Origin of the sequence: Pseudonocardia cypriaca (assembly GCF_006717045.1) — a bacterium.
GTDB classification, from domain to species: Bacteria; Actinomycetota; Actinomycetes; order Mycobacteriales; family Pseudonocardiaceae; genus Pseudonocardia; species Pseudonocardia cypriaca.
Map to the genome: position 1 here is coordinate 1,597,926 of NZ_VFPH01000002.1, position 23,861 is coordinate 1,621,786.

Sequence of the window (23,861 nt, forward strand, 5' to 3'; positions counted from 1 at the left end):
CCGCGCGATCCCTGGATCGCGGACGTAGTCTCCATGGCAGGCGTGGACCCGCGGCGAAGGGGGCCCTTCGGTGAGTCTCGACAGCAGGGTGAGGCGGGCATTCGAGGTGGCGCTCGCCCCGGAGGACGTGATCAGCGACCCGGTCCGGTGCCGCGCCTACGAGTGCGACGGGCTCACCGGGTACCGGGTGGTGCCGCAGCTGGTGCTGCTCCCCCGGGACGCGGACCAGGTGGCGGCCGCCGTGCGCGTCTGCGACGAGCACGGCGTGCCGTTCGTCGCGCGCGGGGCGGGCACCGGGCTCTCCGGCGGCGCGCTGCCCGTGGCCGACGGCGTGGTGATCAGCCTGGCCCGGCTCAAGCGGGTGCTGGAGGTCGACCCGGTCGATCGGCGCGCGGTGGTCGAACCGGGCGTCACCAACCTGGAGATCACCGCCGCCGCGGCCCCGCACGGGCTGTACTACGCGCCCGACCCGTCCAGCCAGCAGGTCTGCACGATCGGCGGCAACGTCGCGGAGAACTCCGGCGGCGCCCACTGCCTCAAGTACGGCTTCACCACCAACCACGTGCTGTCCTGCGAGGTCGTGCTCCCGGACGGGTCGCTCGTCACGCTCGGCTCCGACACCGGTGAGCAGGCCGGCCCGGATTTGCGCGGGGTGTTCCTCGGTTCAGAGGGCACGCTCGGCATCACCACGAAGATCACCGTGCGGCTGCTGCGCACGCCGGAGACGGTGCGCACGCTGCTCGCCGACTTCCCGTCGATCGCGGCGGCGGGTGACGTGGTGTCCGACATCGTCGCGGCCGGCATCGTCCCGGCGGCGGTCGAGATGATGGACACGCTCGCCATCGAGGCGGCCGAGGAGGCCGTGCACGCCGGCTACACCGTCGGGGTGCCGGCCGCGCTCGTCGTGGAGCTGGACGGGCCCGCCGAGGAGTGCGACGTGCAGTTCGAGCAGGTCAAGCAGATCTGCGACCGCCACGGCTGCACGCGCCTGCACATCGCGGGCTCGCCGGAGGAGCGGGCCGCGATCTGGCGGGGGCGCAAGGCCGCGTTCGCGGCGGTCGGCCGCATCTCCCCCGACTACTTCGTGCAGGACGGGGTCGTGCCGCGCACCCGGCTCGCCGAGGTGCTCGACCGCATCGCCGGCATGGGCGCCGATGCCGGGCTGCGCGTGGCCAACGTCTTCCACGCGGGCGACGGGAACCTGCACCCGCTGGTCCTCTACAGCGCCGCGGCGGGCGAGACCGAGCGCGCCGAGAAGCTCTCCGGCGAGATCGCGGAGCTGTGCGTGGAGCTGGGCGGGTCGCTGTCGGGTGAGCACGGCATCGGCACCGACAAGGCCTGCTCGATGCCGAAGATGTTCGGGGAGGACGACCTCGCCGTCATGGCCAGGGTGCGGGATGCGTTCGACCCCGACGGGTTGTGCAACCCCGGCAAGGTGCTGCCCACGCCCCGGCTGTGCGGGGAACGCCCTGGCAAGTACCGGCCGCACCCCCTCGAGGAAGCGGGAGTGATCGAGCGCCTGTGACCACCACGACCAGACTCCGCCCCACCGACCTGCGGTCCCTGCGCGACGCGGTGCTCGACACCGCGGGCACGATCGGGATCGCGGGCGCAGGCACCGCCGCAGGCTGGGCGGGGACCCTCCGCCCGGTCGACGCGGTGCTCGACACCACCGGCCTCACCGGGGTGATCACGCACAACCCCGGGGACATGACCGTGTCGGTCCGCGCGGGTACACCGCTGCGGCAGCTCCAGGAGGAACTCGCCCCGCACGGCCAGCACGTCTCGTTCGACGCCGCGCGCATCGCCGACGGCGCCACCGTCGGCGGGCTGTTCGCCACGGCCGACGCCGGTCCCGCCGCGCTGGTGTTCGGCTCGCTGCGCGACCTCGTCATCGGGGTGACGATCGTGCTCGCCGACGGCACCGTCGCCCGCAGCGGCGGGCACGTCATCAAGAACGTCGCGGGCTACGACCTGGCCAAGATCGTGCACGGCTCGTACGGCACGCTCGGTGTGCTCGCCGAGGTGGTGCTGCGGCTGCACCCGATGCCGGCCCGCGCCGCCACCCTCGCCGTCCACTGCTCGCTCGACGAGGCCGCCGGACACGCGGCCACGGTGCTGGGCGGCCCGTACGAACCCGCGGCCATGGAGTGGACCTCCGACGGCGTGCTCCTCATCCGCCTGGAGGGCACGGCCGACGCGCTGGACGCGAGGCTGCTCCGCCTCCGCGAGGCGCTGGGCACGGGAGAACTCCTGGAGCTCCCCTCCCTTTCCGACGAACGGCGCGTTCGTCGGATAGGTACCGACGAGAGCGCCGTTCGTCGGGAAGGAACAGAGCGGGGACTGCCCGAGAACCTGGGAACGGGACCAGAGCCCGGCGACGTGCCCCCCGCGGAACCTGCAGCCCCTCCCTTCGACGAACGGCGCGCTCGTCGGATAGGTACCGACGAACGCGCCGTTCGTCGGAACGCGGCCTGGGAGCGGCACGCCTCGCTGGTGCGGGGGGTGCCGCGGTTGGCCTCGCTGCGCATCGGCGTGCGGCCGTCGCGGCTGCCCGCCGTGCTCGCGGACCTGCCCGCCGAGGCGATCACGGCCGGCCTGGGTACCGGCGTCGCCACCGTCGCGCTCCCGACGGAGGCCGTCGGGGCCGCCCATGCACGGGTGCACGCCGCGGGCGGCACGTCCGTGCTGCGCTCCCGCCCCGCCGAGGCGGACGCCCCCGCGTGGGGGCCGCCTCCGTCCGCGATCGCCGTGCTGCGGGCCGTGAAGGCCCAGCTCGACCCGCAGGGCCGCTTCGGCCCGGGCCGTTTCGACACCTGGATGTGAGATGACCACGCCCGCCGGCTCCGCCCACACCAACCTCCCGCAGACCGGTCCGAGCAGCTTCGACGACCGGCGTCCCCCGCAGCGCGAGCTGCTCGACGACTGCGTGCACTGCGGCTTCTGCCTGCCGACGTGTCCCACCTACCAGCTGTGGGGCGAGGAGATGGACTCCCCGCGCGGCCGCATCTACCTGATGGACCTCGCCGAGAAGGGCGAGATCGACCTGCAGGGCCCGTTCACCGAGCACATCGACCGCTGCCTGGGGTGCATGGCGTGCGTGACCGCGTGCCCGTCGGGTGTGCAGTACGACCGGCTGCTGGAGTCGGTGCGGCCGCAGATCGAGCGCAACGTGCCCCGCGAGCGCAACGACGCCTGGTTCCGCAACGCGATCTTCGCGCTGTTCCCCTACAAGCGGCGGCTGCGGGCCGCCGCCGTTCCGGGGGCGCTCTACCAGCGGCTGCGGCGCATCCCCGCCGTCGCGAAGGTCGCGTCGAAGCTGCCCGGGCGGCTGGGGGCGGTGGAGTCGCTGCTGCCACCGGTGTCGGTGCGCGAGGCGTTCGCCCGGCTGCCGGTCCACACCCCCGCGGTCGGCGAGCGCCGCGCGCGGGTGGCGCTGCTGTCGGGCTGCGTGCAGGACGTGTTCTTCCACCGCGTGAACGTGGCGACGGTCCGGGTGCTGGCCGCCGAGGGCTGCGACGTGCTGGTGCCGCGCGAGCAGCAGTGCTGCGGCGCCCTCGAGCTCCACTCGGGCCGCGAGGACAGCGCGCTGGCCAGGGCGAAGCGCGAGATCGCCGTCTTCGAGACCCTCGACGTCGACCACGTCGTCACCAACGTGGCCGGCTGCGGCTCGTCGATGAAGGAGTACGGCCACCTCCTCGCCGACGACCCCGAGTGGGCCGAGCGCGCGGCCGCGTTCAGCAAGCGCGTGCGTGACGTGCACGAGGTGCTCGCCGAGCTCGGTCCGCGGGCCGAGCGGCACCCGTTCCGCGGCCGGGTGGCCTACCACGACGCCTGCCACCTCGGGCACGCCCAGCAGGTGCGCAGCCAGCCCCGCGAGGTGCTGCGCTCCATCCCGGAGCTGGAGCTGGTCGACCTGCCCGAGGCCGCGCTGTGCTGCGGCTCGGCCGGCATCTACAACCTGGTCATGCCGGAGGCGGCGGCCGAGCTCGGCGAGCGCAAGGCCGCGAACGTCCGGTCGGTGGAGCCGGACCTGGTGGTCACCGCCAACCCGGGCTGCCTGCTGCAGATCGGCAAGTACCTGCGCGAGGACCTGCCGCTGCTGCACCCGGTGCAGCTGCTCGACGCCTCGATCCGCGGCGTGCCCGTCCCGCGCAGCTGACCCCGGCCCGTGCGAGCGGTCAGCGGCCGATCGCGTCCAGCTCCGCGACGTCCTCGTCGGACAGCGGGAGGCCCGCGCCCGCGACGTTCTCGCGCAGGTGCGCCGCCGACGACGTGCCGGGGATCAGCAGGATGTTCGGCGACCGACGCAGCAGCCAGGCCAGTGCGACGGACATCGGCGTGGCGCCGAGCCGGGTGGCCACGGCCGAGAGCGCCGAGGACTGCAGCGGGCTGAAGCCGCCGAGCGGGAAGTACGGCACGTACGCGACGCCCTGCTCGGCGAGCTGGTCGATCAGCTCGTCGTCCTCGCGGTGGGCGAGGTTGTAGTGGTTCTGCACGCACACGATCGGCGCGATCTCCTGTGCCTCGGCGACCTGCTCGGCCGTCGCGTTGCTCACCCCGAGGTGCCGGATGAGGCCCTGCTGCCGGAGCTCGACGAGCGCCTCGAACGGCTCGGCGATCGAGCCCGCCTCGCGGCCCACGGCGCTGCCCAGCCGGAGGTTGACGACGTCGAGCGCGTCGAGGCCGAGGCGCTCGAGGTTGGCGTGCACGGCGCGGCGCAGGTCCTCCGGCTTCCGGGCGACGGGCCAGCCGCCCTGCTCGTCGCGCACCGCGCCGACCTTGGTCGCGATGTGCAGCGAGTCCGGGTAGGGGTGCAGCGCCTCCCGGATCAGCTGGTTGGTGACGGCCGGGCCGTAGGCGTCGGCGGTGTCGATGTGGGTGATGCCGAGGTCGGCGACCTCGCGCAGGACGGCCAGTGCGCCGTCGTGGTCGGCAGGCGGCCCCATGACGCCGGGGCCGGCGAGCTGCATGGCGCCGTACCCGAACCGGGTGACCGTCAGGTCGCCCATCGTCCAGGTGCCGCCGGGGAGGGTGGTGGTGCGAGTGCTCATGCCGCCACCGTGCGCGGGGCGGGTCCGCCCACCCAGATCCCTGCGGTTACTGGTAGTGGCAGGGACAGGAACGTCGTGCTGCCCGCGGCTAGCGTGGCGGTGTGCGCGAGGAGAACCGGCTCGGTACCTACCTGCGGGCCCGCCGGGAGCTGGTGGCACCCGAGAGCGTCGGCCTGCCGGTCCACGGGATGCGGCGGGTGCCTGGGCTGCGCCGCGAGGAGGTGGCACTGCTCGCCGGCATCAGCTCGGAGTACTACCTGCGGCTCGAGCAGGGCCGCGACCGCAACCCGTCGCCGCAGGTCCTGGAGGCGCTCGCCCGGGTGCTCGGGCTCGACGCCACCGCCACGGCGTACCTCCACGAGCTGGCCGCGCCGCGGCCCCGCTCCCGTCCACGCCGGTCCCGGCGGCGGGCCGTGCCGAGGGAGACCGCGCAGCTGCTCGAGGTGATCGGGCTGCCGGCGGTCGCGGTGGACGAGTGCTTCGACGTGCTCGCGGCCAATGCGCTCGCGACCGCGCTGGCCCCGAGCCTGCGGGTCGGTGAGAACCGGCTGCGGTCGCTCTTCCTCGACCCGGCCGAGCAGCTGCTGCACCCGGACTGGGCGCAGTGCGCGCCCCAGCTGGTCGCCACCTTCCGCAACCGGCTCGGGACCGACGTCGACGACCCGCGCGTCGTGCAGCTGGTCGGCGAGCTGTCCCTGGCGAGCCAGGAGTTCCGCAGGGCGTGGGCCCGCCACGACGTGAAGCCGCCGCGCGGCAAGGCGGTCCGGATCGACCACCCGCAGGTCGGCGAGATGCGCCTGTGGACGTCCAAGCTGGACGCCGATGGCGCCGATGGCGCCGACGGCGCCGACGGCGTGATGGTGATCGTCCACCACGCCGAGCCGGGCACGGCGGACGCCGAGCGGCTCGCCCTGCTCACCTCGCTGGTCGCGGAGCCGGCGGTGCAGCCGCAGACACCGCTGGAGGCCGGCTCGCGCTGACCGCCGCGATCACGGGGTGAGCAGACCGCCGCGGCGCGCGGCCTCCAGCCAGCCCGGGTACTCGGTCATGAGCAGGTCGTACAGCTGGTCGTCGGACAGGTTCGCCGGGTCGGTCACCCCGAAGAAGTCGGCGTTGTCGACGTGGCGGCCGGACAGGTCGTCGAGCTGCTCGAGGAAGGTGAACTGGCTGTCGGCGAGCCGGGCCAGCAGACCCCGCTTCTTCTTCTCGCCCGCGTCCACCGCCTTGTTCGACTTCCCGATGGCCATGAACTGCCAGAACACCGGCTCGAACGAGGAGAACCGCAGCTGCTCCTCGGCCTCCTTGCGATCCATCGGTGCGCCGTCCGTGACGAACATGACGTACACCGGCTGGGTGTCCGCGTACGGCTGGGAGCGCGGGCCCGCGGCGCCGAAGTAGCGCTCGCGGATCAGTCGCATGGCCGCGCCGTAGCTGGTGCCGCCCTCGAGGCGGCGACGGCGGGTCATGTCCGGGACGTACGAGGCGTGGTTCGCCACCGAGACCGCGGGTTCCTCGTAGCCGCCCGTGCCGAACAGGAAGACGTCGACCTGGCCGTTGTCGTCGAAGCGCAGGCCAAGCGCGAGGACCCGCTCGACGAGGGCCTGGATCTTGCCGGAGCTGTACAAGGTCGTCATCGAGCCCGAGATGTCCAGGCACAGCGCCACCCGCGCGGTGTGCTCGGCGAGCCCGCGCTTCTCCAGGCTGACCGCCGCCCGCTTGGTGAGGTCCAGCAGCTGCGGAGCCTCGGTGTCGAGCCGCTTCTCCATGTCGATCAGCTTCTGCTTCTTCAGGCTGACCGCGGGCTGCTCAGGGGCCGGCGTCTCGGCCGCCGCGCCGTCCTCGACCTCGACCCCGAAGTCGGTGGCGAAACCGGCCAGCCCGGAGTCGTAGCCCTGCCCGATCGCCCGGAACCGCCACGCCCCCGACCGGCGGTACAGCTCACCGAGCAGGAACGCCGTCTCCGAGCTCGCGTCCTGCACCGCAAAGCGCGCGAGGACCTGCGAGCCCGACCCCACCTCGACGACGAGGCCGGTGACCTCGCCGAAGGGCCTGCCCTCCGCCGACGCGCCGATCACGATCCGCTCGACGCCGGACTCCACGGCCGGCAGCCGGACCTGCAGCGCGTCCACCCCCGCCTCGCCGCCTGCGTGCTGCACGGACCCGCTCGGGTGCTCCGGCTGGCCGTAGAACACGAAGTCGGCGTCGGAGCGGACCTTGCCGTCCCCGCCCAGCAGCAGAGCCGAAGCGTCGACGGTCGGCCCGGCCGACCAGCTCACGCGCACCACCGTGTCGCCGGCCTCGCCCAGCACCACGTTCTGTCCCTTGGCCAGCTCCATGCCGCCGACCCTATTTGCCGGACTCGATCACCCGGTAACGCCCACCCGCTGCTCGTCGAGACCAGTCGTGCTCGCCAGGGGCGCGGCGCGTACTCGCGGGAGATGATCGATGACCACCAGGCCGGACGGTGGGCCCGTGCCGCCCGCCACCGGCCCGCGGCGGCGGGCTCGGCCGGTGGTCGCCGCCGTGGTCGCCATGGTGGCCGCGCTCGCCACCGCCCTCGCCGTCGCCCGGCCGTGGGAGGCCGGGGGCGTGGCGGTCGACGTCCCGGTCGTGGCGCTGCCGGAGGCCGCCCCGCCGCAGGCCGCACCGGCTCCGCCGAGCCCGCCCACGGCCACCGGGCCCCTGCTCTACGAGGCCGCGATGGACGGCACCGGCGCCGGTTTCCTCGACGCCCCCGCCACCGAGCTGAACCCGGACGAGGAGACGCTCGAGCACGTACCGGGCGCGATGCGGCTGACGGCGGTCGCGGAGGGCGCGTACGGCTGGGCCCGGCTCGCCGTCGCCGAGGGTTTCACCACCTACCTGGCCGAGATGGACGTCGCGGTGCGCCCCGGGAGCGACGTGACGCTGTGCTGGAGCCTGCGCTGGGCCGAACCCCGGCAGCTCGCCTGGTACTGGTGCCTCGCCACAGCGTCGCAGACCGCGGAGTTCCGGGTGTTCCACGACGGGCGGTTCACGACGATCGGCAGTCCGGTGCCCGTGCCCGGCCTGCAGACCGGCCGCACGGTGCGCGTACACGTCACGGTGGACGAGCGCAGGCTCTCGATGCACCTCGACGGCGCGCTCGCGGCGCAGATCGACGACGACCAGGTGCCGGTGGACCGCACCATCCCCGGCATCGAGCTGTCGAGCAGGCGCGGCACCGGAGAGGTCGAGGTGCGGGCGCTGCGCGTGTGGGCGCTGCCGGGAGGCGGATAGAGGGGCGGGATCCGTAGCCCGCTGTCCGTTCCGTTCACGACCGGGCGGCACTGCGCGGCCCACCATCGAGCACATCCCGACTGGAGGTGTCTCATGAAGATCGGAATGGGCCTGCCGGCCGCCGTCCCCGGGGCCGACGCCACCGCACTGGGCGAGTGGGCCGCCACCGCGGAGCGGCTCGGGTTCTGCTCGCTGAGCGTGCTCGACCGGCTCGTCTACGACAACCTGGACCCGCTCGTCGCACTCGCGGCCGCCGCGGCCCGCACCGAGCGCGTCGAGCTGCTCACCACCGTGCTGAACGTGCCCTACCGGCAGAACGCGGTCGTGCTCGCCAAGCAGCTCGCCTCCATCGACCGGCTGTCCGGCGGACGGCTGACCGCCGGTCTCGCCCTCGGCGGCTGGCCGGAGGACTTCCGGGCGAGCGACGTGTCCCAGCGCGGGCTCGGCGCGGCGATGGACGCCATGGTCGCCACCATGTCGGAGGCGTGGGACGGCAAGCTGGCCGGTGCGAGCGGGCCCATGCCTGCGCTGCCGCCGGATCGTCCCGGCCTGCTACTCGGCGGTCTGGCACCTGCGGCCTTCACCCGGGCCGCCACCGTCGGACAGGGCTGGATCGCACCCTCGTTCGGGATCCAGCAGCTCGTCGACGGCGTCGCCGCGATCCGGAGCGCGTGGGACCGCGTCGGGCGCACCGGGAGTCCGCGCGTCGTGACCATGCGCTACTTCTGCATCGGCCCCGACGCCGACGAGGACGCCGATCACTACCTGCGGCACTACTACCTCGACTACGCGGACCTGGTGAAGGCCGACACCCCCACCACGCCCGAGCACCTCGAGGCGGAGCTGCGCAGGCTGCGCGACGCGGGTGCGGAGGACGTGGTGCTCATGCCGTGCACCGGCGACGTCGCCCAGGTCGCCATTGCCGCGGATGTGCTCGACCGCATCGGGATCACCGCGGATCCGGTGCGGACCCTCCGCTGACGCGCAGCGTCACGATGCCCGGGACAGCGGCGAACGCCTCCCGCGAGGCCGCGACCAACCCGTCGCGGCTCGCGGGGCCCGGCCGGAACGTCCACGCCTCCAGCGCACAGTGGAACGCCGCCACCAGCAGGTCGACGGCCAGCCGCACGCGCAGGTCGTCGTCGGCGAAGCCGAAACGCTCACGCAGGAGCGTGATCACGGCACGGGTCGTGCGGTCGCAGAACTGCAACCCGTGCGCCCGCATCGACGGGGTGGCGGCCGTCAGCCGGCAGCTGGTCTCCACCCGCTGCGCCCAGCCCTCGTCCGGCATGGCGGCGAGCGCCGCGAGCAGCGTGTCGTGGAGCAGCTCGAGGAGCGTGCCGCTCTTAGGCGTGGCGGTCTCCAGCTCGGTGAGGAAGACCCCCCACAGGTCCTGGGTGGGCGCCATCGCGACGTCTTCCTTGCTGGTGAAGTAGCGGAAGAACGTGCGCTTGGACACCTCGACCTCGCCGCACAGGTCGTCGAGCGTGGTGGCGTCGAAGCCCGGGTCGGTGAACCGGCGCAGTGCGGTGTCCACGAGCGCCTGCCGCGTGCGGAGCTTCTTGCGCTCCCGCAGTGACATGTCGGGCGGCGAGAGGGTGTCCATCGCCACTCACTGTATCTCGTGCGCAAAGGCCACTTGTAGTCTTACGCCACTCAGTGGCAGATGCTCCTCAGTGAAGGTGAGTGACCCGTGCGTGCTCTTCTCGTCGACCGCTCCGTTGCCGGTGGCCTGCGCCTGGGCGACGCGCCCGACCCCGCGCCCGCACCGAACCAGGCGCTGGTGCGGGTGACAGCGACGTCCCTCAACTTCGGCGAGGTGCGGTACGGCCCAGAGAACGCCGCGGAGGGCACCGTGCTCGGCTGGGACGCCGCCGGGGTCGTCGAGCGGGCCGCCGCCGACGGGTCCGGGCCGGCGGCCGGCACAGCGGTGGTCACGCTCGGCGCCGCCGGGGCGTGGGCCGAGCTGCGCGCCGTCGACACGGACCTGATCGGCGTGGTGCCCGACGGCTCCGACCTCGGTGCGATCAGCACCGTCCCGGTGGCGGGCGCGAGCGCGCTGCGCGCCCTGCACCGCAGCGGTCCGATCCTGGGCCGCCGGGTGCTCGTCACCGGCGCGACCGGCGGCGTCGGCCGGTACGCCGTGCAGCTCGCGCACCTCGGCGGCGCGTACGTCGTCGCGAGCACGGGTGATCCGCAGCGACACGGCGACGGCCTGCGCGCCCTGGGAGCGGACGAGGTGGTGGCTGCTCCCGGCGACCTCGCCGGTCGGGTGGACGGCGTCGTCGACAACGTGGGCGGACCGCAGCTGGTGGCGGCCTACGAGCGGCTCGCGGCCGGCGGCACGTTGGTCGCCCTCGGCCACTCCACCGGGGAGGGCGAGCTCTTCCCGTTCGGCGCGCTCTTCGGCAACGAGGGCCGCCACGACCGCTCGATCGTCACGTTCTACCTGCTGGAGTGCCGGAACGTCGGACCCGACCTCACGTGGCTGGCCGGCGCCGTCGCCGCAGGCGGGCTGGACCCGCAGATCTCGTGGCGCGGCAGCTGGAAGGACGTCGCGGACGCCACCGCCGCCCTGTTGGGGCGGCGCCTGCACGGCAAGGCGGTCCTCGAGATCGACTGAGCCGCCTACGTCTGCGGGCGTTCGCCCCCGCCTGCCCCGGCCCGGACGGCCACGGCCGCGAGCAGGAACAGCGCCGCGGCCAGCCACAGGACGCCGACCAGCGCCGTGTGGTCGACGACGAGGCCGCCGACCAGGGCCCCGAGCCCGATCGCGAGGTTGAACACCGACACCCACAGCGCCGTCGCCGCTTCCACCGCGCGCGGCGCCGCCGAGATCATCCAGCTCTGCAGGCTCACCGACACGCCGCCGTAGGCGAGCCCCCACAGCAGCAGGAGCGCTATCCCGCCGACCGTCCCCGTACCGACCAGTGCGTTGAGCGCCAGCACGAGGGCGAGCGCGACGACGATCCCCAGCACCGTGCGGCGCAGCCGGCGGGACACCGCGACGCCCGCGACGAAGTTACCGACGATGCCGGCGGCGCCGAAGCCGAGCAGCAGCGGCCCGACGAGCGCGACCGGCACGCCCGCCCGCTCCTGGAGCACGGGGCTCACGAACGTGTAGGCGGCGAAGTGGCCGGTGACCACCAGCAGCGTCACCAGGATGCCAGTCGCCACGCCGCGGTCGCGCAGCTGGGCGAGCAGCCCTCCCGGCCGTACCGGCTCGTCGGCCACCAGCCGCGGCAGCAGCGCGAACAACGCGACCAGCACGACGGCGGCGAGCGCCGACAGCGCACCGAACGCCACGCGCCATCCCGCCACGCCGCCGAGCAACGTGCCGATCGGGACGCCGAGCACGTTCGCCGCCGCGACGCCGCCGAAGATCAGCGCGGTCGCGCGGGGCACGTCCGGCCCGGGCACCAGCCGGGTGGCGAGCCCGCCCGCGACGGCCCAGAACCCGCCGATCGCGACGCCGACCAGCACCCGCGAGCCGATCAGCACCGGATAGGTCGGCGCGAGCGCCGACAGCGAGTTCGCCAGCGTCATGAGCGCCATCAGCGCGCCGAGCAGCACCCTGCGGTCGAGCCGCCCCACCAGCACCGGCACCAGGGGCGCCGCTACCGCCGCGACGATCCCCGGGACCGTCACCATCAGGCCGGCCACGCCGTCGGTCACCCGGAGGTCCGCCCCGACCGGCGTCAGCAGGCCGACCGGCAACTGCTCCGCCGTGACCAGCAGGAACGTCCCCACGGCGACCGCGGCGACCGCGACCCATCTGCGCACTCCGGCCCGCTCCGCAGTTCGTACCACGTGCTCCACCCCCATTTGGGATCGATCGTTCCCATACTCGGCGGCACGCTAGTACGGGAACGAACGCTCCACAACTGGTACCCTCTGGCCATGCCGCGACCGCGGGAGTTCGACGAGGACGACGTCGTCGCGCGCGCCACCGACCTGTTCTGGCGACGCGGCTACCACGCCACGTCGGTGCGCGACCTCGGCGACGCGCTCAGCCTCTCGGCCAGCAGCCTGTACCGCACCTTCGGCGACAAGCACGCGCTGTTCCTGCGCGCGCTCGACCACTACCGGGCCACCGACTCCGCCGAGGCCCGCGACCACCTGCTACGCCCCGGCCCGGCCCCGGAGGTGCTGCGCGAGTGGCTGACCAGGATGGTCGACCTGCCCGAGGAGGGCGCGGCTGCCCGCGGGTGCTTCGTGGTCAACACCGCCACCGAGCTCGGCGCCGACGACCCCGCCGTCGACGAGCGCACCCAGGCGGCGTTCGGCGTCACGCGCGACTCACTGCGGGAGGTGCTGGAACGCGGCCGCCGTGACGGGGAGCTGCGCACCGACCTCGACGTGGCCGCCACCGCCGAGTCGCTGTTCACGCTCGTGCTCGGGCTGCGGGTGCGGGCGCGGGCCGGCCACGGGCCGGCCGAACTGACGAGCGTGATCGACACGACGATCAGGTCATTGCGATGAGTCCCGCTCCGACCTCGCGCTGAGCTCCGCGAAGTCGCTCAGTCCGACCACGGCGTGACGGGGCGCTGCCGCGACACCCCGTCCACGGTCACGTCCACCCGCTCGTCGAAGAAACAGATCAGGCCGGTGAGCTCATGCGCGTCCGGTAGCGGCGCCTCGTAGGTCCACGCCAGGTCCCTGCCGTCACGCGCCAGGTAGGACGCCACGCCCTTGTACGCGCACGCGGTCCGGGTCGGGCTCGGCTCCAGAAGGTCGAGCCGCGCGTCCTCACGAGGCAGATAGGTGCGCATCGGCAGGGACGTCTCGAACACCAGGACGGGGCGGGTGGACTCGGCGAGCACCTGCCCGTCCCGCTCCACGCGCACCTGACGGGAGCTGTGCCGGATGTCGACCCGATGGAACGGGTCGCGCGGATGGGCGACGATCTCGTCTTCCTCCTCGAGCCAGTCGAACGCGGCGAAGTCGAGCAGGACGAACCCGGCGAGGTCCGGATCGGCCGGGCGAAAGGCTCCGCCGACCCGGTCGACACCGGCCGCGCGCAGGGTCAGCGGCTCACCGGCTGTCGTGTGTGCGCCGAACGCCGTCGACGGGGTGAGCACCGTCGGCAGCCCCTCCCGCAGCCGCTCGGGTCTCCGCGGCACGTCCTCGGCGGGAGCCGGCACGAGCTCACCGCGGATGTCCGCCAGCGGCACGGCGTAGGTCGGAACGACCCGGTGCGGCTCCCAGACGACGAGCGCGCCCGTCGTGTCGACCGCCGTGCTGCCGTCGACCAGCGCCCGGATCCGCTTCCCCGTCGGCTCGTAGCGCAGCTCGTCGAACAAGCGCACGAACTGCGGGAACATCTGCACGGCCATACCCCACCGTGTCGTGGAAGGCCTGGCAGGTCAACGTACGAAGTGATCCCACCCGCCGGGCCCGCCGTCGTACCGGCGGCCGTCCACCAGCACCTCCGGCTCGCCATCGACCACCGTGCCGATCGCCCTCCAGTCCTCGGGAACGTCCCCGGGGAAGGTGGCGGCGAGCGCGTGGTCCTCACCGCCGGTGAGCAGCCAGTGCATCGGGTCGATGCCGAGCGCCGCGCCGACGTCGACCAGCCGGTCCGGCACGACCAGTGCCGCCGTGCGCACGTCGATCCGCACCCCGGACGCCCGCGCGACGTGTCCGAGGTCGGCGAGCAGCCCGTCCGAGACGTCGATCATGGCGGTGGCGCCCGCGTCGGCGGCCTGCGGCCCGGCGGCGTAGGGCGGCTCCGGCACCCGGTGCGCCGACACCACCGCCACCGGGGAGCGGAAGCCGCGCGCCAGTACCGCCCACCCGGCCGCCGCCCAGCCGACGCGCCCGGCCAGCGCGACGGTGTCACCTGCGCGAGCACCGGACCGCGTCACCGGGTCCCGCCCTTCGAGGGAACCCAGCGCCGTGACCGAGACGACGAGCGCCGGGGAGGAGGTCACGTCCCCGCCGACCACGCCAACACCCACCGACCGGGCCTCCGCCCACAGGCCGTCGGTGAGACCGGCGAGCGTCTCGACCGGCATGTCGGCGGGGCAGGCGAGGCCCACCAGCAGCCCGGTCGGCACCGCGCCCATCGCCGCGACGTCCGCGAGGTTGGCCGCCGCCGCCTTGCGCCCGATCTGTTCCGGGCTGGACCAGTCGAGCCGGAAGTGCACGCCGGCCACGAGCACGTCCGTGCACGCGACGACCCGTCCGTCGGGCGCGGCGAGGACGGCCGCGTCGTCGCCTGGCCCGAGCAACGTGGCAGGCGTGGACGGGCGGCCGTCGGTCAGCCGCGCGATCAGACCGAACTCGCCGATCCCGGCGAGTGTGTTCTGCGCCTCCGCTTCGCCCGTCGGGGACGGTTGCGATGTGGTCACAGGCGTCACCTCCGGTACGTTCGGCTTCCGACTCTCCTACGTCCGATGATCGAAGTGGAAGGGGCTCGCCGTGGTGCAGGCTTACATCCTGGTACAGACGGAGGTCGGCAAGGCCGCCGCCGTGGCCGCGGAGATCTCCGAGATCACCGGCGTGGTGTCGGCCGAGGACGTCACCGGACCCTACGACGTGATCGTGCGCGCCGAGGCCGAGGACGTCGACCAGCTGGGTCAGCTCGTCGTCGCGCAGGTGCAGGGCGTGGGCGGGATCACGCGCACGCTGACCTGCCCGGTGGTCCACCTCTCCTGACGCCGGCGCTCGTGGGCACCCGGCTCTCCCCTCCCGTCGCGATCGCGATCGCGCTGCCGCTGCTGCTCGCCATCACGGTGGCCGCCATCGCGATCACCGCACGCGTACGCGGGGTCGGGGACCCGCCCCCGCCCGACACCGGCCCGCTCGCCGTGGCGCCGGTCGACTCGCCGGGCGCCACGGGCCCGGAGTGCACCGCGGTGCTTGCCGCGCTCCCCGCCGAGCTGGACGGCGCCGACGGGCCGATGCCGCCCCGACCGATCGTCGATGCCGCGAGCCTGCCGGGCGTACGCGCCTGGGCCGCCGCGCCCCGGCCCGTCGTGTTCCGCTGCGGGCTCCCCCGGCCGGCCGAGCTGACGCCGACCTCGGCCCTCCTGGAGGTGAACGGGGTGCGCTGGCTGCAGCTCGCCGACGGTCTCCCCCAACCCGTCCAGGTGAGCTACATCGCCGTGGACCGGCCGGTCTACCTCGCCATCACCACTCCGGTCGACGCAGGCAGCGCACCCCTGCAGCAGCTGTCGGACGTGGTTCGCGAGACGCTGCCCGCCACAGCGGTGGCGGTGCGCTGAAGGTCGAGCACATACGATTCCGCGCATGGTGACGATGTCCCGGGCGACCGAGGACTACCTCAAGGCGATCTACCACCTCGCCCACCGGGGCGAGCCCGTCACCACGGGACAGCTCGCCAACGAGCTCGGCGTTTCGGCGCCGTCGGTCTCGGCCATGGTGAAGCGGTTGGAGGACGGCAGCCTGCTCACCCGCCCGGACAGCCGCACCCTGCAGCTCACCGCATCGGGCGAACGGGCGGCGCTGCGCGTCGTCCGCCGCCACCGCCTGCTGGAGACGTTCCTCGCCCGCGTGCTCGACGTGCCGTGGGACGAGGTGCACGCCGAGGCCGAGCTCCTGGAGCACGCGCTCTCCGAGCGGCTCGAGGAACGCATCGACGCCGCACTGGGCCATCCCACGCACGACCCGCACGGCGACCCGATCCCACCCCGCGACGGCCCGCACGAGGAGGGCTGGGGCGAGCCCCTCGACGCCGCACCCGCCGGCAGTCGGTTCCACGTAGACCGCGTGTCCGACCGCGACAGCGCCGCCCTGCGCTACCTCGGTGAGCTGGGCATCTACCCGGGCGTCGTGCTCACGGTTGAGGAGCAGGCCCCGTTCGGCGGACCCCGCTGGGTGCGCGTCGCGGAGAACCGGCACGCGCTCGGCCCCGCGCTGACGCGGCTGGTGCACGGTCATGCGGAGCCCGGGGAGTGATCCGCCTCCGCTCCGATCGCGAGGAATGCCATTTTTAGCGCGGGCGAGCGTCTTCCGGCGCCAGTTGGTCGGGTTGGCGCGATCCTCGACCGCGCCTCGCCTTTGGCGCTCGGAGACGCACGACCCAGGTCGCCCGCCCCTCGCCGGTTCCACCACCGGGACTCCCGTGGGCATGCCGCGCCTTGCGCGCTGCGGTAGCGCGGTGGCCGGGTAGGAGAAGATCGATCCGGTGGGAGCGCTGCGAGATGCTCGTCGTGCCTCCCAGACCTGCGTACGAGCACGTCCCGGGGGATGCACGGCGACTATCCGGTGCTCACCGTGGTGATCATCGAGGGTCGGGACCACCGGATAGTCGCGTAGGCATCCGGCAGTGACGGTCTCCGCGGAACCGCCGTGCCCTCCAGCCGGGGACGGCCGCCCGCGCAACCACGGAATTCGGTAGTTCTGCCAACCCGACCCGCACGCCACGCGAGGGATCGGGCGAACCGGTGGGACTACTCGGCAGGTCGGGAGCGGGGCGCCGACGCATCGGGGCGCGGGGTGCCGGGAACGGCGCGCCAAGCCGAAGTCTCGTGATCAGATCGATCCGACAGGTCCGCGACCAAGACCCAAGGCGTCAGATCATTCCGAGGTGCGGCTTTCCGCCCCGACCAGGGCGACGGATCTGTCGCGTCCGCACCACTCTGGGCGATCTTGCTCGGGATGATCACCAGAAGTGGTGCGAGGACGACAGATCTGTCGCCCGGGCACCACTTCCGGCGATCAGCGACGGGCTAGCGCAGGCCGGTTCCCCGCGCCAGCGCCGTCTCCACCAGAGTCGTCAGGAGCGTCTCGAAGTCGATGCCCGTGACCGCCCACGCCCGGGGGTACATCGAGATCGGGGTGAAGCCGGGCATCGTGTTGACCTCGTTGAGGGTCAGCTCGCCGTCGGGTCCGACGAAGAAGTCGATGCGCGCCAGGCCCTGCCCGTCGACGGCGCGGAACGCGGCGACGGCCATCTCGCGCAGCCGCTCGGCCACCGCGTCGTCGAGCTTCGCGGGGATGTCGAACTCGCAGACGTCGTCGAGGTACTTGGCCTCGAAGTCGTAGAACTCCGGCTTGTGCCCGTCCGGGCCCGTGCCGACGATCCGGATCTCCGCCGGGACGCTCGCGCGCACGGTGCCGTCGGGGAACTCCAGCACGGCGCACTCGACCTCGCGCCCGACGATCGCGGCCTCCACCAGCACCTTCGGGTCGTGCTCGCGGGCGGTGGCGATTGCGGCGTCGAGGTCGGCCCAGTCCGTGACGCGGGTGATGCCGACCGACGAGCCCGCCCGCGCGGGCTTGACGAACACCGGGAGCCCGAGCCGCTCGCGCTCATCGGCGGTGAGCGTGTCGGTGCCGCGGCGCAGCACGACGAGGTCACCCACCGGGATCCCCTCGGCCGCGAGGAGCTTCTTCGCGTACTCCTTGTCCATCGACGCCGCGCTGGCCAGCACGCCCGCCCCGACGTAGGGCACGCCCGCCATCTCCAGCAGACCCTGGATCGTGCCGTCCTCGCCGAAGGGCCCGTGCAGCACGGGGAACACGACGTCGACGCCGGAGAACACCTCGCCCGCGCGATCCGGGTCGAGGACGACGAGCCCGCCGCGGGTGGGGTCGCCGGGCAGCGCGAGCGCGGTGCCGCCCGCCTCGACCGACGGCAGGGCGCGGTCCGAGATCACCAGCTCCCGGGGGTCCGAGGTGCCGAGCACCCACGCGCCCTCCCGGGTGATGCCGACCGGGACGACCTCGAAGCGCTCGGGGTCGAGGTGCGACATCACGGCACCGGCGGAGACGCAGGAGATCGCGTGCTCGCTGCTCCGACCACCGAAGACCACCGCGACCCGCACCTTCTGCGTCATGGCGCCCGAGGGTAGGCGTAGCGGACCGGGGCGATCGATCCGGGCACGGCGTGTCGGGCGTCAGGACCCGAAGCGCTCCTCCAGGTCGCGGATCTCGGGGAGACCGATGAGGTCGGTGAACTCGTCGAACGACGGCACGCCCGGCAGCGCGGCGGCGGGCGTGCCGTCGGCCGCGAGGGTGGCGAGCAGCGCCCGGATACCAGCAGTCGCGGCGAGCAGCGTGCCGATCGGGAACAGCACCAGCGCGAACCCGAGCTCCGCGATCCGGTCCAGCGGCAGCGGCGGCGTCCGGCCGCCCTCCGCCCAGTTGAACACCAGCGGGGCCACACCGGCTAGCTCCCGCGCGACGCGGGCGGTGTCGTCCTCGCTGGTGGGGGCCTCGACGAAGAGGAGGTCGGCGCCGGCGTCGGCGTAGGCGCGCGCACGGTCGAGCGCGGCGTCGAGCCCCTCGACGGCGGCGGCGTCGGTGCGGGCGATCACCAGGAAGTCGGGGTCGTGCCGGGCGGCGACGGCGGCGCGGATCTTGCCGGTCATCTCGTCGGCGCCGATCACGGCCTTGCCGCTCATGTGTCCGCACTTCTTGGGCATGACCTGGTCCTCCAGGTGCACCCCGGCCACGCCGGCCTGCTCGTAGGACCGGACGGTGCGCACGACGTTGATCGCGTTGCCGTAGCCGGTGTCGGCGTCGGCGATCACCGGGACGTCGACGGCGGCGACGATCCGCCGCGCGTTGTCGACCATCTCGGCGCCGCCGAGCAACCCGACGTCGGGCCGGCCGATCAGCGACGCCGTGGTGCCGAACCCGGTCATGTAGACGACGTCGAACCCGGCCTGTTCCACGAGGCGTGCCGACAGCGCGTCGTAGGCGCCCGGAGCGACCACGGGCCGGGGTCCGGCGAGCAGCTCCCGCAGCCGGGCGCGCGGCGCCGGACCGGAGCGCAGCAGATCAGCCACGTGATCCCCCTTTGCATACATTCATCGCGAAGTTACGGCAGAACCATTGCCCGGCGAAACCTCCAGCCCTAGATTGCACACAATCTGCGGGACGGAGTGACGTGTGACACGAACGGTGACCTCCACCGAACGAGCGCTGGCCGCGTTGCGGGAGCTGATCCTGCACGGCCAGTTCGCGGCGGGTGCCCGGCTCGGCGAGGTCGAGCTCGCCGAACGGCTCGGGGTGAGCCGCACGCCCGTTCGCGAGGCACTCACCCGGCTCGCCGCCGAGGGACTGGTCGAGCTCGTGCCCAACCGCGGGGCCCGCGTCGCGAGCTGGAGCGTCGCCGAGCTCGAGGGCGTGTTCGACCTGCGGTCCGCGCTCGAGCCACGGCTCACCGGGCTCGCCGTCCCGCGCGCCGCGCCCGACGACGTCGCCGTCCTCGACGAGCTCGCGGAGCGGATGCTCGCCGTCGGCCTCCCGGGCGCCCACCAGGACCTCGACGCGCTCGTCCCGCTCAACCGCCAGTTCCACGGGCGCCTGGTCGTGATCGCCGACCAACCGGCCCTCGCCACGGCGCTGGCCGGCGCCATCCACGCCCCGATCCAGCTGCGCAACTTCCACGCCTACGACGAGGCATCACTCCGCCGCAGCCTCGCCCACCACGTCGAGATCGTCGCCGCGATCAGGGCGGGCGACCCGGCGTGGGCGCAGGCCGTCATGACCGCCCACATCCACAACGCCCGCGCCGTGATGCTGCGGGCCGCCCGCGAGCAGGAGGCGCCATGAGCGAGCGTGCGAGCGAGTCACCAGCGCTGGGTTACCGGCTCGGTGTCGACGTCGGAGGCACGTTCACGGACGTGCTGCTGGTCGAGGAGGCCACCGGCGCCACCTGGCGGGCGAAGACCGCCTCGACGCCCTCGGACCAGTCGGTCGGTGTCCTCAACGGCATCGGCAGGGTGTGCGCCGAGGCCGGCATCGCGCTCTCCGACGTGGCCCAGGTGCTGCACGGCACCACCGTCGCCACCAACGCGATCCTCGAGGGCAAGGGCGCCACCGTCGGGCTCGTCACCACGAAGGGCTTCCGGCAGGTCCTGCAGATCGCGCGCTCGTTCGTCCCGGGCGGGCTCGCCGGCTGGATCATCTGGCCGAAGCCGGAACCGCTCGCGGCGCTGGAGAACACCGTGGAGGTCGACCAGCGCATCGCATCGGACGGCCGCGTGATCCGCCCGCTCGACGAGGCCGACGTCCGCACCCAGCTCGCGAAGCTCGTGGGTGTCGACGCGCTCGCCGTCTCGCTGATCAACTCCTTCGCCGATCCCGCGCACGAGCGGCGGATCGGCGAGATCGCGGCGGAGGTGCTGCCCGGCGTGCCGGTGTCGCTCTCCTCGGACGTGCTCCCCGAGATGCGCGAGTACGAGCGCACGGTCACCACGGTCGCGAACGGCTACGTCCAGCCGCAGGTGAAGCGCTACGTCGAGACGCTCGCCGGGAAGCTCGCCGACGGCGGCGTGGCGGGCGAGCTCGCGATCCTGCGCAGCGACGGCGGGCTCTCGTCGGCGGGCGCCGCGGTCGGCGCGCCCGTGACGATGCTGCTCTCCGGTCCGGCGGGCGGCGTCACGGGCGCGGTGTGGGTCGCCGAGCAGTGCGGGGTCCCCGACCTGATCACGTTCGACATGGGCGGCACCTCCACCGACGTGGCGCTCGTGCAGGGGCTCACGCCGCGGATCGGCCGCGAGACGAAGGTCGGCGACCTGACCGTGCGCGCCTCCAGCGTCGACGTGCGCACCGTCGGCGCGGGTGGCGGTTCGATCGCGCACGTGCCGCAGCTGACGAAGGCGCTGCGGGTCGGCCCGCAGTCCGCGGGCGCCGACCCGGGCCCCGCCGCGTACGGCAGGGGCGGCACCGAGCCGACGGTCACGGACGCGAACGTCGTGCTCGGCTACCTCCCCCCGACGCTCGCGGGCGGCGAGATCACCCTCGACGTCGACGCAGCTCGGGCCGCGGTGGGCAAGGTCGCCGAGGCGATGGGGTTGTCCAGCCCGGAGGCGGCCGCGGCGGGGATCGTCGACATCGTCAACGAGAACATGCTGGGCGGCCTGCGGCTGGTGTCGGTGCAGCAGGGCTTCGACCCGCGCGACTTCGCCCTCGTCGCGTTCGGCGGGGCCGGCCCGCTGCACGCCAACGCCCTCGGGAAGCTGACCGGGGCCTGGCCGGTGATCGTCCCGCCATCGCCCGGCGTGCTGTGCGCGCTCGGCGACGCGACGACGTCGGCGCGCAGCGAGTCGGCCCGCACCGTGCTGCGCCGGTTCGCCGACCTCACCCCGGAGGACCTCGCGGCGATCCTGCGCGAGCTGGCCGCGGAGGCCGGAGCGCGGCTCGCCGCCCAGGGCGTCCCCGAGGCCGAGCAGACCACCGCCTTCCAGGTGGACGTGCGCTACCACGGCCAGGGTTTCGAGATCCCGGTCGACTTCGCCGAGCTGGGCGGGGACGCACTGGGCACGCTCGCCGCCGCGTTCGACGCCGAGCACGAGCGCCTCTTCTCCTTCCTGCTCACCGCCGACCACGAGCTGGTGAACGCCCGCGCCACCGTGTCCGGGCCGCGCCCGCAGGTGGCCGCCACCCACCTGCCGGACGGCGACGGCGACCCGGCCGCCGCGCTGGTCGACACGCACCCGGTGCACGTGGCCGGGAAGTGGGTGGACGCCCGGGTGTACGACCGTTCGAAGCTGCGGGCGGGCGACGTCGTCGCCGGGCCGGCGATCGTCACCGAGATGGACTCGACCACCCTCGTGCTGCCCGCCCACGCGGCCACCGTGCACCCGTCCGGCAGCCTGCTGATCCGCCCGCAAGCGAGCAGGACGGCGTCTTCCCGGCCCCGCGAGCTCGCCGAAGCGCAGCGAAGGCAATCGGACAGGGAGGCCCGCTGATGGCCCGCATCATCGAGACCGCGAGCGGCGCGATCGAGAGGACGGAGGTCGACCCGGTCACCCTCGACCTCATCGAGAACGGGCTGCGCAATGCCCGCTACGAGATGGACGAGGTGCTGTTCCGCACCGCGCTCTCCCCCGGCATCCGCGAGCAGCACGACGAGTTCCCGCTGATCGGCGACCCGAGCGGGAAGATGGTGGTCGGCCAGTTCGGCCTTTCCGTACCCGACTTCCTCGACGGGTTCGACGGCAGCGTCGAGGAGGGCGACGTCCTGCTGACGTCCGACCCGTACGCGTGCGGTGCCGCGATCAGCCACGCCAACGACTGGCTGCTCGTCATGCCGATCTACCACGAGGGCCGGGTGGTGGGCTGGGCGTCGATGTTCGGGCACATGTCCGACGTCGGCGGCAAGACGCCGTGCTCGATGCCCACCGACGCCCGCACCATCTACGAGGAGGGCGTGGTGATCCCGCCCTTCAAGCTGTACGCGAAGGGCGTGCTCAACGAGGACGCGCTGCGGATCATCCTCAACCAGGTGCGGATGCCCGACTGGAACCGCGCCGACCTCAACGGTCTCGTCGCGGCCTGCCGCACGGCGGGCAGGCGGGTGGTGGAGATGTGCGAGCGGTTCGGCACCGCCACCTACCTGTCGGCGCTCGACGCGCTGCTGCAGCGCAACCACGACGCGATGAAGGTGCTGCTGCACGCGGTCTTCGAGGAGGGCCGCACGCTGAGCTTCACCGACTACATCTGCGACGACGGCGTCGGCAACGGCCCCTACGAGCTGAAGATGTCGCTCACCCGCACCGGCGACAAGGTCCACATCGACTTCACCGGTTCCAGCCCGCAGGCCGCGGGCCCGATCAACTACTACATCAACGAGAACCTCACCCGGATGTTCTTCGGCATCTACATGATCACGGTCGCCGACCCGCAGATCCTGTGGAACGACGGGTTCTACCCGCTCGTCGACGTCACGATCCCCGAGGGCTCGTACTGGCGGCCACAGCACCCGGCATCGCTCAACGGGCGGAACCACGGCGTCGGCCGGGTGTTCGACCTGTTCGGCGGCCTGCTCGGGCAGACCAACCCGGCCCTGCTCAACGCGGCGGGCTTCTCGTCGTCGCCGCACTTCATGTACTCCGGGCACTACTCGTCGGGCGAGCGGAGGGGTGAGTGGTTCCAGCTGTACTCGATCGGCTTCGGCGGGATCCCCGGCCGTCCCCTCGGCAACGGGCCGGACGGCCACTCGCTGTGGCCGAGCTTCGTCAACATCCCGTGCGAGTACCTGGAGTCGTACTACCCGCTGCGGATCGAGAAGTGGGAGACGGTCGCCGACACCGGCGGGCCCGGGCTGCACCGCGGCGGCAACGGCGTCGACGTCGCCTACGTCTTCGAGGAGCCGGGCACGATCGCGATCCACGACGACCGCTGGCTGACCTACCCGTGGGGCGTCAACGGCGGCCACCCCGGTGCCCGCGGCCGGAAGTGGGTCGAGCGGGCGGACGGCACCCGCCAGGTCCTGCCCAGCAAGTGCCACGACGTGCCGGTCTCCCCCGGTGACGTGCTGCACTTCGTCACCTGGGGCGGCGGTGGGTGGGGCGATCCCCTCGAACGCGACCCCGCCCTCGTCGAGCTGGAGGTCCGGCGCGGGCTCGTCACCGCCGAGGGCGCGCGGCGGTACGGCGTGGTCGTCGGCGACCCCACGGCGACGGAGGCGCTGCGCGCCGAGATGCGGGCGGCTCGGCCCGCGGAGCTGCCCGTGTTCGACATGGGCCCACCGATCGAGGAGCTGCTCGCCCGCTGCGAGGAGGAGACGGGCCTCCCCGCGCCGAGGCGCCCGGTCTGGTCGGACGCATGACGAACGGGAGGTGGCGG

The 23,861-nt window shown here is 73.4% G+C and carries 22 protein-coding genes; 14 read left to right on the plus strand and 8 right to left on the minus strand.

Going from position 1 to position 23,861, the window contains the following annotated elements; all coding sequences use genetic code 11:
- Positions 1–70 precede the first annotated feature (70 nt).
- From FB388_RS25245 to FB388_RS25255, 3 genes are read left to right on the plus strand one after another with little or no spacing between them, the layout of a single operon-like run.
- Positions 71–1,525 (plus strand): FAD-linked oxidase C-terminal domain-containing protein, encoded by a 1,455-nt coding sequence (locus tag FB388_RS25245; RefSeq protein WP_142104649.1) that lies wholly within the window; start codon positions 71–73, stop codon positions 1,523–1,525.
- Positions 1,522–2,826 carry an FAD-binding oxidoreductase gene (locus FB388_RS40540; protein ID WP_246122379.1) on the plus strand — a complete coding sequence of 435 codons (1,305 nt, stop codon included), beginning with the start codon at positions 1,522–1,524 and terminating at the stop codon, positions 2,824–2,826. Before FB388_RS25245 ends, FB388_RS40540 begins: the two co-directional genes overlap by 4 nt.
- Position 2,827: 1 nt before the next feature.
- Positions 2,828–4,162, plus strand: coding sequence for a (Fe-S)-binding protein (locus FB388_RS25255; RefSeq protein WP_142104650.1), 1,335 nt, complete (start codon positions 2,828–2,830; stop codon positions 4,160–4,162).
- A 19-nt stretch (positions 4,163–4,181) separates the two neighbouring features.
- Here FB388_RS25255 and FB388_RS25260 read toward each other — a convergent pair whose 3' ends face one another.
- Positions 4,182–5,054, minus strand: coding sequence for an aldo/keto reductase family oxidoreductase (locus tag FB388_RS25260; RefSeq protein ID WP_142104651.1), 873 nt, complete (start codon positions 5,052–5,054; stop codon positions 4,182–4,184).
- Positions 5,055–5,155: 101 nt separating this feature from the next.
- Between FB388_RS25260 and FB388_RS25265 the strand changes: the two genes are divergently transcribed.
- Positions 5,156–6,034 (plus strand): helix-turn-helix domain-containing protein, encoded by an 879-nt coding sequence (locus tag FB388_RS25265; RefSeq protein ID WP_142104652.1) that lies wholly within the window; start codon positions 5,156–5,158, stop codon positions 6,032–6,034.
- A gap of 9 nt (positions 6,035–6,043) precedes the next feature.
- On the opposite strand, the gene FB388_RS25270 is transcribed toward FB388_RS25265, so the two are convergent.
- Positions 6,044–7,390: a VWA domain-containing protein gene (locus FB388_RS25270; RefSeq protein WP_142104653.1), complete on the minus strand. Its 1,347-nt coding sequence runs from the start codon at positions 7,388–7,390 to the stop codon at positions 6,044–6,046.
- Positions 7,391–7,499: 109 nt separating this feature from the next.
- On the opposite strand from FB388_RS25270, the gene FB388_RS25275 reads away from it, so the two are divergent.
- Entirely contained in the window at positions 7,500–8,312 is an 813-nt protein-coding gene (locus FB388_RS25275; protein WP_142104654.1) for a hypothetical protein, read from the plus strand.
- A 93-nt stretch (positions 8,313–8,405) separates the two neighbouring features.
- Positions 8,406–9,293, plus strand: coding sequence for an LLM class flavin-dependent oxidoreductase (locus FB388_RS25280; RefSeq protein ID WP_142104655.1), 888 nt, complete (start codon positions 8,406–8,408; stop codon positions 9,291–9,293).
- Here the strand turns inward: FB388_RS25280 and FB388_RS25285 are convergent.
- Positions 9,262–9,918 (minus strand): TetR/AcrR family transcriptional regulator, encoded by a 657-nt coding sequence (locus tag FB388_RS25285; RefSeq protein WP_142104656.1) that lies wholly within the window; start codon positions 9,916–9,918, stop codon positions 9,262–9,264. The genes FB388_RS25280 and FB388_RS25285 overlap by 32 nt on opposite strands.
- 87 nt (positions 9,919–10,005) lie before the next feature.
- Between FB388_RS25285 and FB388_RS25290 the strand changes: the two genes are divergently transcribed.
- A complete protein-coding gene (locus FB388_RS25290) occupies positions 10,006–10,935 on the plus strand; it encodes a zinc-binding dehydrogenase (protein ID WP_142104657.1) in 930 nt (309 codons plus the stop codon).
- 5 nt (positions 10,936–10,940) lie between these two features.
- Here FB388_RS25290 and FB388_RS25295 read toward each other — a convergent pair whose 3' ends face one another.
- Positions 10,941–12,095: an MFS transporter gene (locus FB388_RS25295; RefSeq protein ID WP_246122381.1), complete on the minus strand. Its 1,155-nt coding sequence runs from the start codon at positions 12,093–12,095 to the stop codon at positions 10,941–10,943.
- Between the two features lie 117 nt (positions 12,096–12,212).
- Here FB388_RS25295 and FB388_RS25300 point away from each other — a divergent pair, with 117 nt between their 5' ends.
- Positions 12,213–12,794 carry a TetR/AcrR family transcriptional regulator gene (locus tag FB388_RS25300; RefSeq protein ID WP_142104659.1) on the plus strand — a complete coding sequence of 194 codons (582 nt, stop codon included), beginning with the start codon at positions 12,213–12,215 and terminating at the stop codon, positions 12,792–12,794.
- A 38-nt stretch (positions 12,795–12,832) separates the two neighbouring features.
- Here FB388_RS25300 and FB388_RS25305 read toward each other — a convergent pair whose 3' ends face one another.
- The gene (locus FB388_RS25305; protein ID WP_142104660.1) at positions 12,833–13,648 is read right to left on the minus strand and encodes a DUF427 domain-containing protein; all 816 of its coding nucleotides are present in this window, start codon (positions 13,646–13,648) and stop codon (positions 12,833–12,835) included.
- Positions 13,649–13,678: 30 nt separating this feature from the next.
- The gene (locus FB388_RS25310) at positions 13,679–14,665 is read right to left on the minus strand and encodes a thiamine-phosphate kinase (RefSeq protein WP_142104661.1); all 987 of its coding nucleotides are present in this window, start codon (positions 14,663–14,665) and stop codon (positions 13,679–13,681) included.
- 70 nt (positions 14,666–14,735) lie between these two features.
- Between FB388_RS25310 and FB388_RS25315 the strand changes: the two genes are divergently transcribed.
- From FB388_RS25315 to FB388_RS25325, 3 genes are read left to right on the plus strand one after another with little or no spacing between them, the layout of a single operon-like run.
- Positions 14,736–14,972: an Lrp/AsnC family transcriptional regulator gene (locus FB388_RS25315; RefSeq protein WP_142104662.1), complete on the plus strand. Its 237-nt coding sequence runs from the start codon at positions 14,736–14,738 to the stop codon at positions 14,970–14,972.
- 11 nt (positions 14,973–14,983) lie between these two features.
- The gene (locus FB388_RS25320) at positions 14,984–15,541 is read left to right on the plus strand and encodes a DUF3515 domain-containing protein (RefSeq protein WP_170225824.1); all 558 of its coding nucleotides are present in this window, start codon (positions 14,984–14,986) and stop codon (positions 15,539–15,541) included.
- Positions 15,542–15,566: 25 nt separating this feature from the next.
- The gene (locus FB388_RS25325; RefSeq protein WP_211362213.1) at positions 15,567–16,235 is read left to right on the plus strand and encodes a metal-dependent transcriptional regulator; all 669 of its coding nucleotides are present in this window, start codon (positions 15,567–15,569) and stop codon (positions 16,233–16,235) included.
- A 773-nt stretch (positions 16,236–17,008) separates the two neighbouring features.
- Here the strand turns inward: FB388_RS25325 and FB388_RS25330 are convergent.
- Positions 17,009–18,118 (minus strand): D-alanine--D-alanine ligase family protein, encoded by a 1,110-nt coding sequence (locus FB388_RS25330; RefSeq protein ID WP_142104663.1) that lies wholly within the window; start codon positions 18,116–18,118, stop codon positions 17,009–17,011.
- 60 nt (positions 18,119–18,178) lie between these two features.
- Positions 18,179–19,072 (minus strand): isocitrate lyase/PEP mutase family protein, encoded by an 894-nt coding sequence (locus FB388_RS25335; RefSeq protein WP_246122383.1) that lies wholly within the window; start codon positions 19,070–19,072, stop codon positions 18,179–18,181.
- Between the two features lie 103 nt (positions 19,073–19,175).
- On the opposite strand from FB388_RS25335, the gene FB388_RS25340 reads away from it, so the two are divergent.
- The 3 genes from FB388_RS25340 to FB388_RS25350 are packed head-to-tail and all read left to right on the plus strand — an operon-like array spanning position 19,176 to position 23,844.
- Positions 19,176–19,841 carry a GntR family transcriptional regulator gene (locus FB388_RS25340; protein WP_142104665.1) on the plus strand — a complete coding sequence of 222 codons (666 nt, stop codon included), beginning with the start codon at positions 19,176–19,178 and terminating at the stop codon, positions 19,839–19,841.
- On the plus strand, positions 19,838–21,982 hold the full coding sequence (locus FB388_RS25345; RefSeq protein ID WP_246122385.1) for a hydantoinase/oxoprolinase family protein: 2,145 nt from the start codon (positions 19,838–19,840) through the stop codon (positions 21,980–21,982). The genes FB388_RS25340 and FB388_RS25345 overlap by 4 nt, the downstream gene beginning before the upstream one ends.
- Entirely contained in the window at positions 21,982–23,844 is a 1,863-nt protein-coding gene (locus tag FB388_RS25350) for a hydantoinase B/oxoprolinase family protein (RefSeq protein WP_142104666.1), read from the plus strand. The genes FB388_RS25345 and FB388_RS25350 overlap by 1 nt, the downstream gene beginning before the upstream one ends.
- The last annotated feature ends 17 nt before the right edge of the window (positions 23,845–23,861 follow it).

Excerpts from the sequence above, each read along its gene's own strand:
- FB388_RS25305 (WP_142104660.1), bottom strand. The coding sequence starts at position 13,648 with ATGGCCGTGCAGATGTTCCCGCAGTTCGTGCGCTTGTTCGACGAGCTG.
- FB388_RS25260 (WP_142104651.1), bottom strand. The coding sequence starts at position 5,054 with ATGAGCACTCGCACCACCACCCTCCCCGGCGGCACCTGGACGATGGGC.
- FB388_RS25300 (WP_142104659.1), top strand. The coding sequence starts at position 12,213 with ATGCCGCGACCGCGGGAGTTCGACGAGGACGACGTCGTCGCGCGCGCC.
- FB388_RS25280 (WP_142104655.1), top strand. The coding sequence starts at position 8,406 with ATGAAGATCGGAATGGGCCTGCCGGCCGCCGTCCCCGGGGCCGACGCC.
- FB388_RS25255 (WP_142104650.1), top strand. The coding sequence starts at position 2,828 with ATGACCACGCCCGCCGGCTCCGCCCACACCAACCTCCCGCAGACCGGT.
- FB388_RS25285 (WP_142104656.1), bottom strand. The coding sequence starts at position 9,918 with ATGGACACCCTCTCGCCGCCCGACATGTCACTGCGGGAGCGCAAGAAG.
- FB388_RS25330 (WP_142104663.1), bottom strand. The coding sequence starts at position 18,118 with ATGACGCAGAAGGTGCGGGTCGCGGTGGTCTTCGGTGGTCGGAGCAGC.
- FB388_RS25275 (WP_142104654.1), top strand. The coding sequence starts at position 7,500 with ATGACCACCAGGCCGGACGGTGGGCCCGTGCCGCCCGCCACCGGCCCG.
- FB388_RS25270 (WP_142104653.1), bottom strand. The coding sequence starts at position 7,390 with ATGGAGCTGGCCAAGGGACAGAACGTGGTGCTGGGCGAGGCCGGCGAC.
- FB388_RS25345 (WP_246122385.1), top strand. The coding sequence starts at position 19,838 with ATGAGCGAGCGTGCGAGCGAGTCACCAGCGCTGGGTTACCGGCTCGGT.
- FB388_RS25325 (WP_211362213.1), top strand. The coding sequence starts at position 15,567 with ATGGTGACGATGTCCCGGGCGACCGAGGACTACCTCAAGGCGATCTAC.
- FB388_RS25350 (WP_142104666.1), top strand. The coding sequence starts at position 21,982 with ATGGCCCGCATCATCGAGACCGCGAGCGGCGCGATCGAGAGGACGGAG.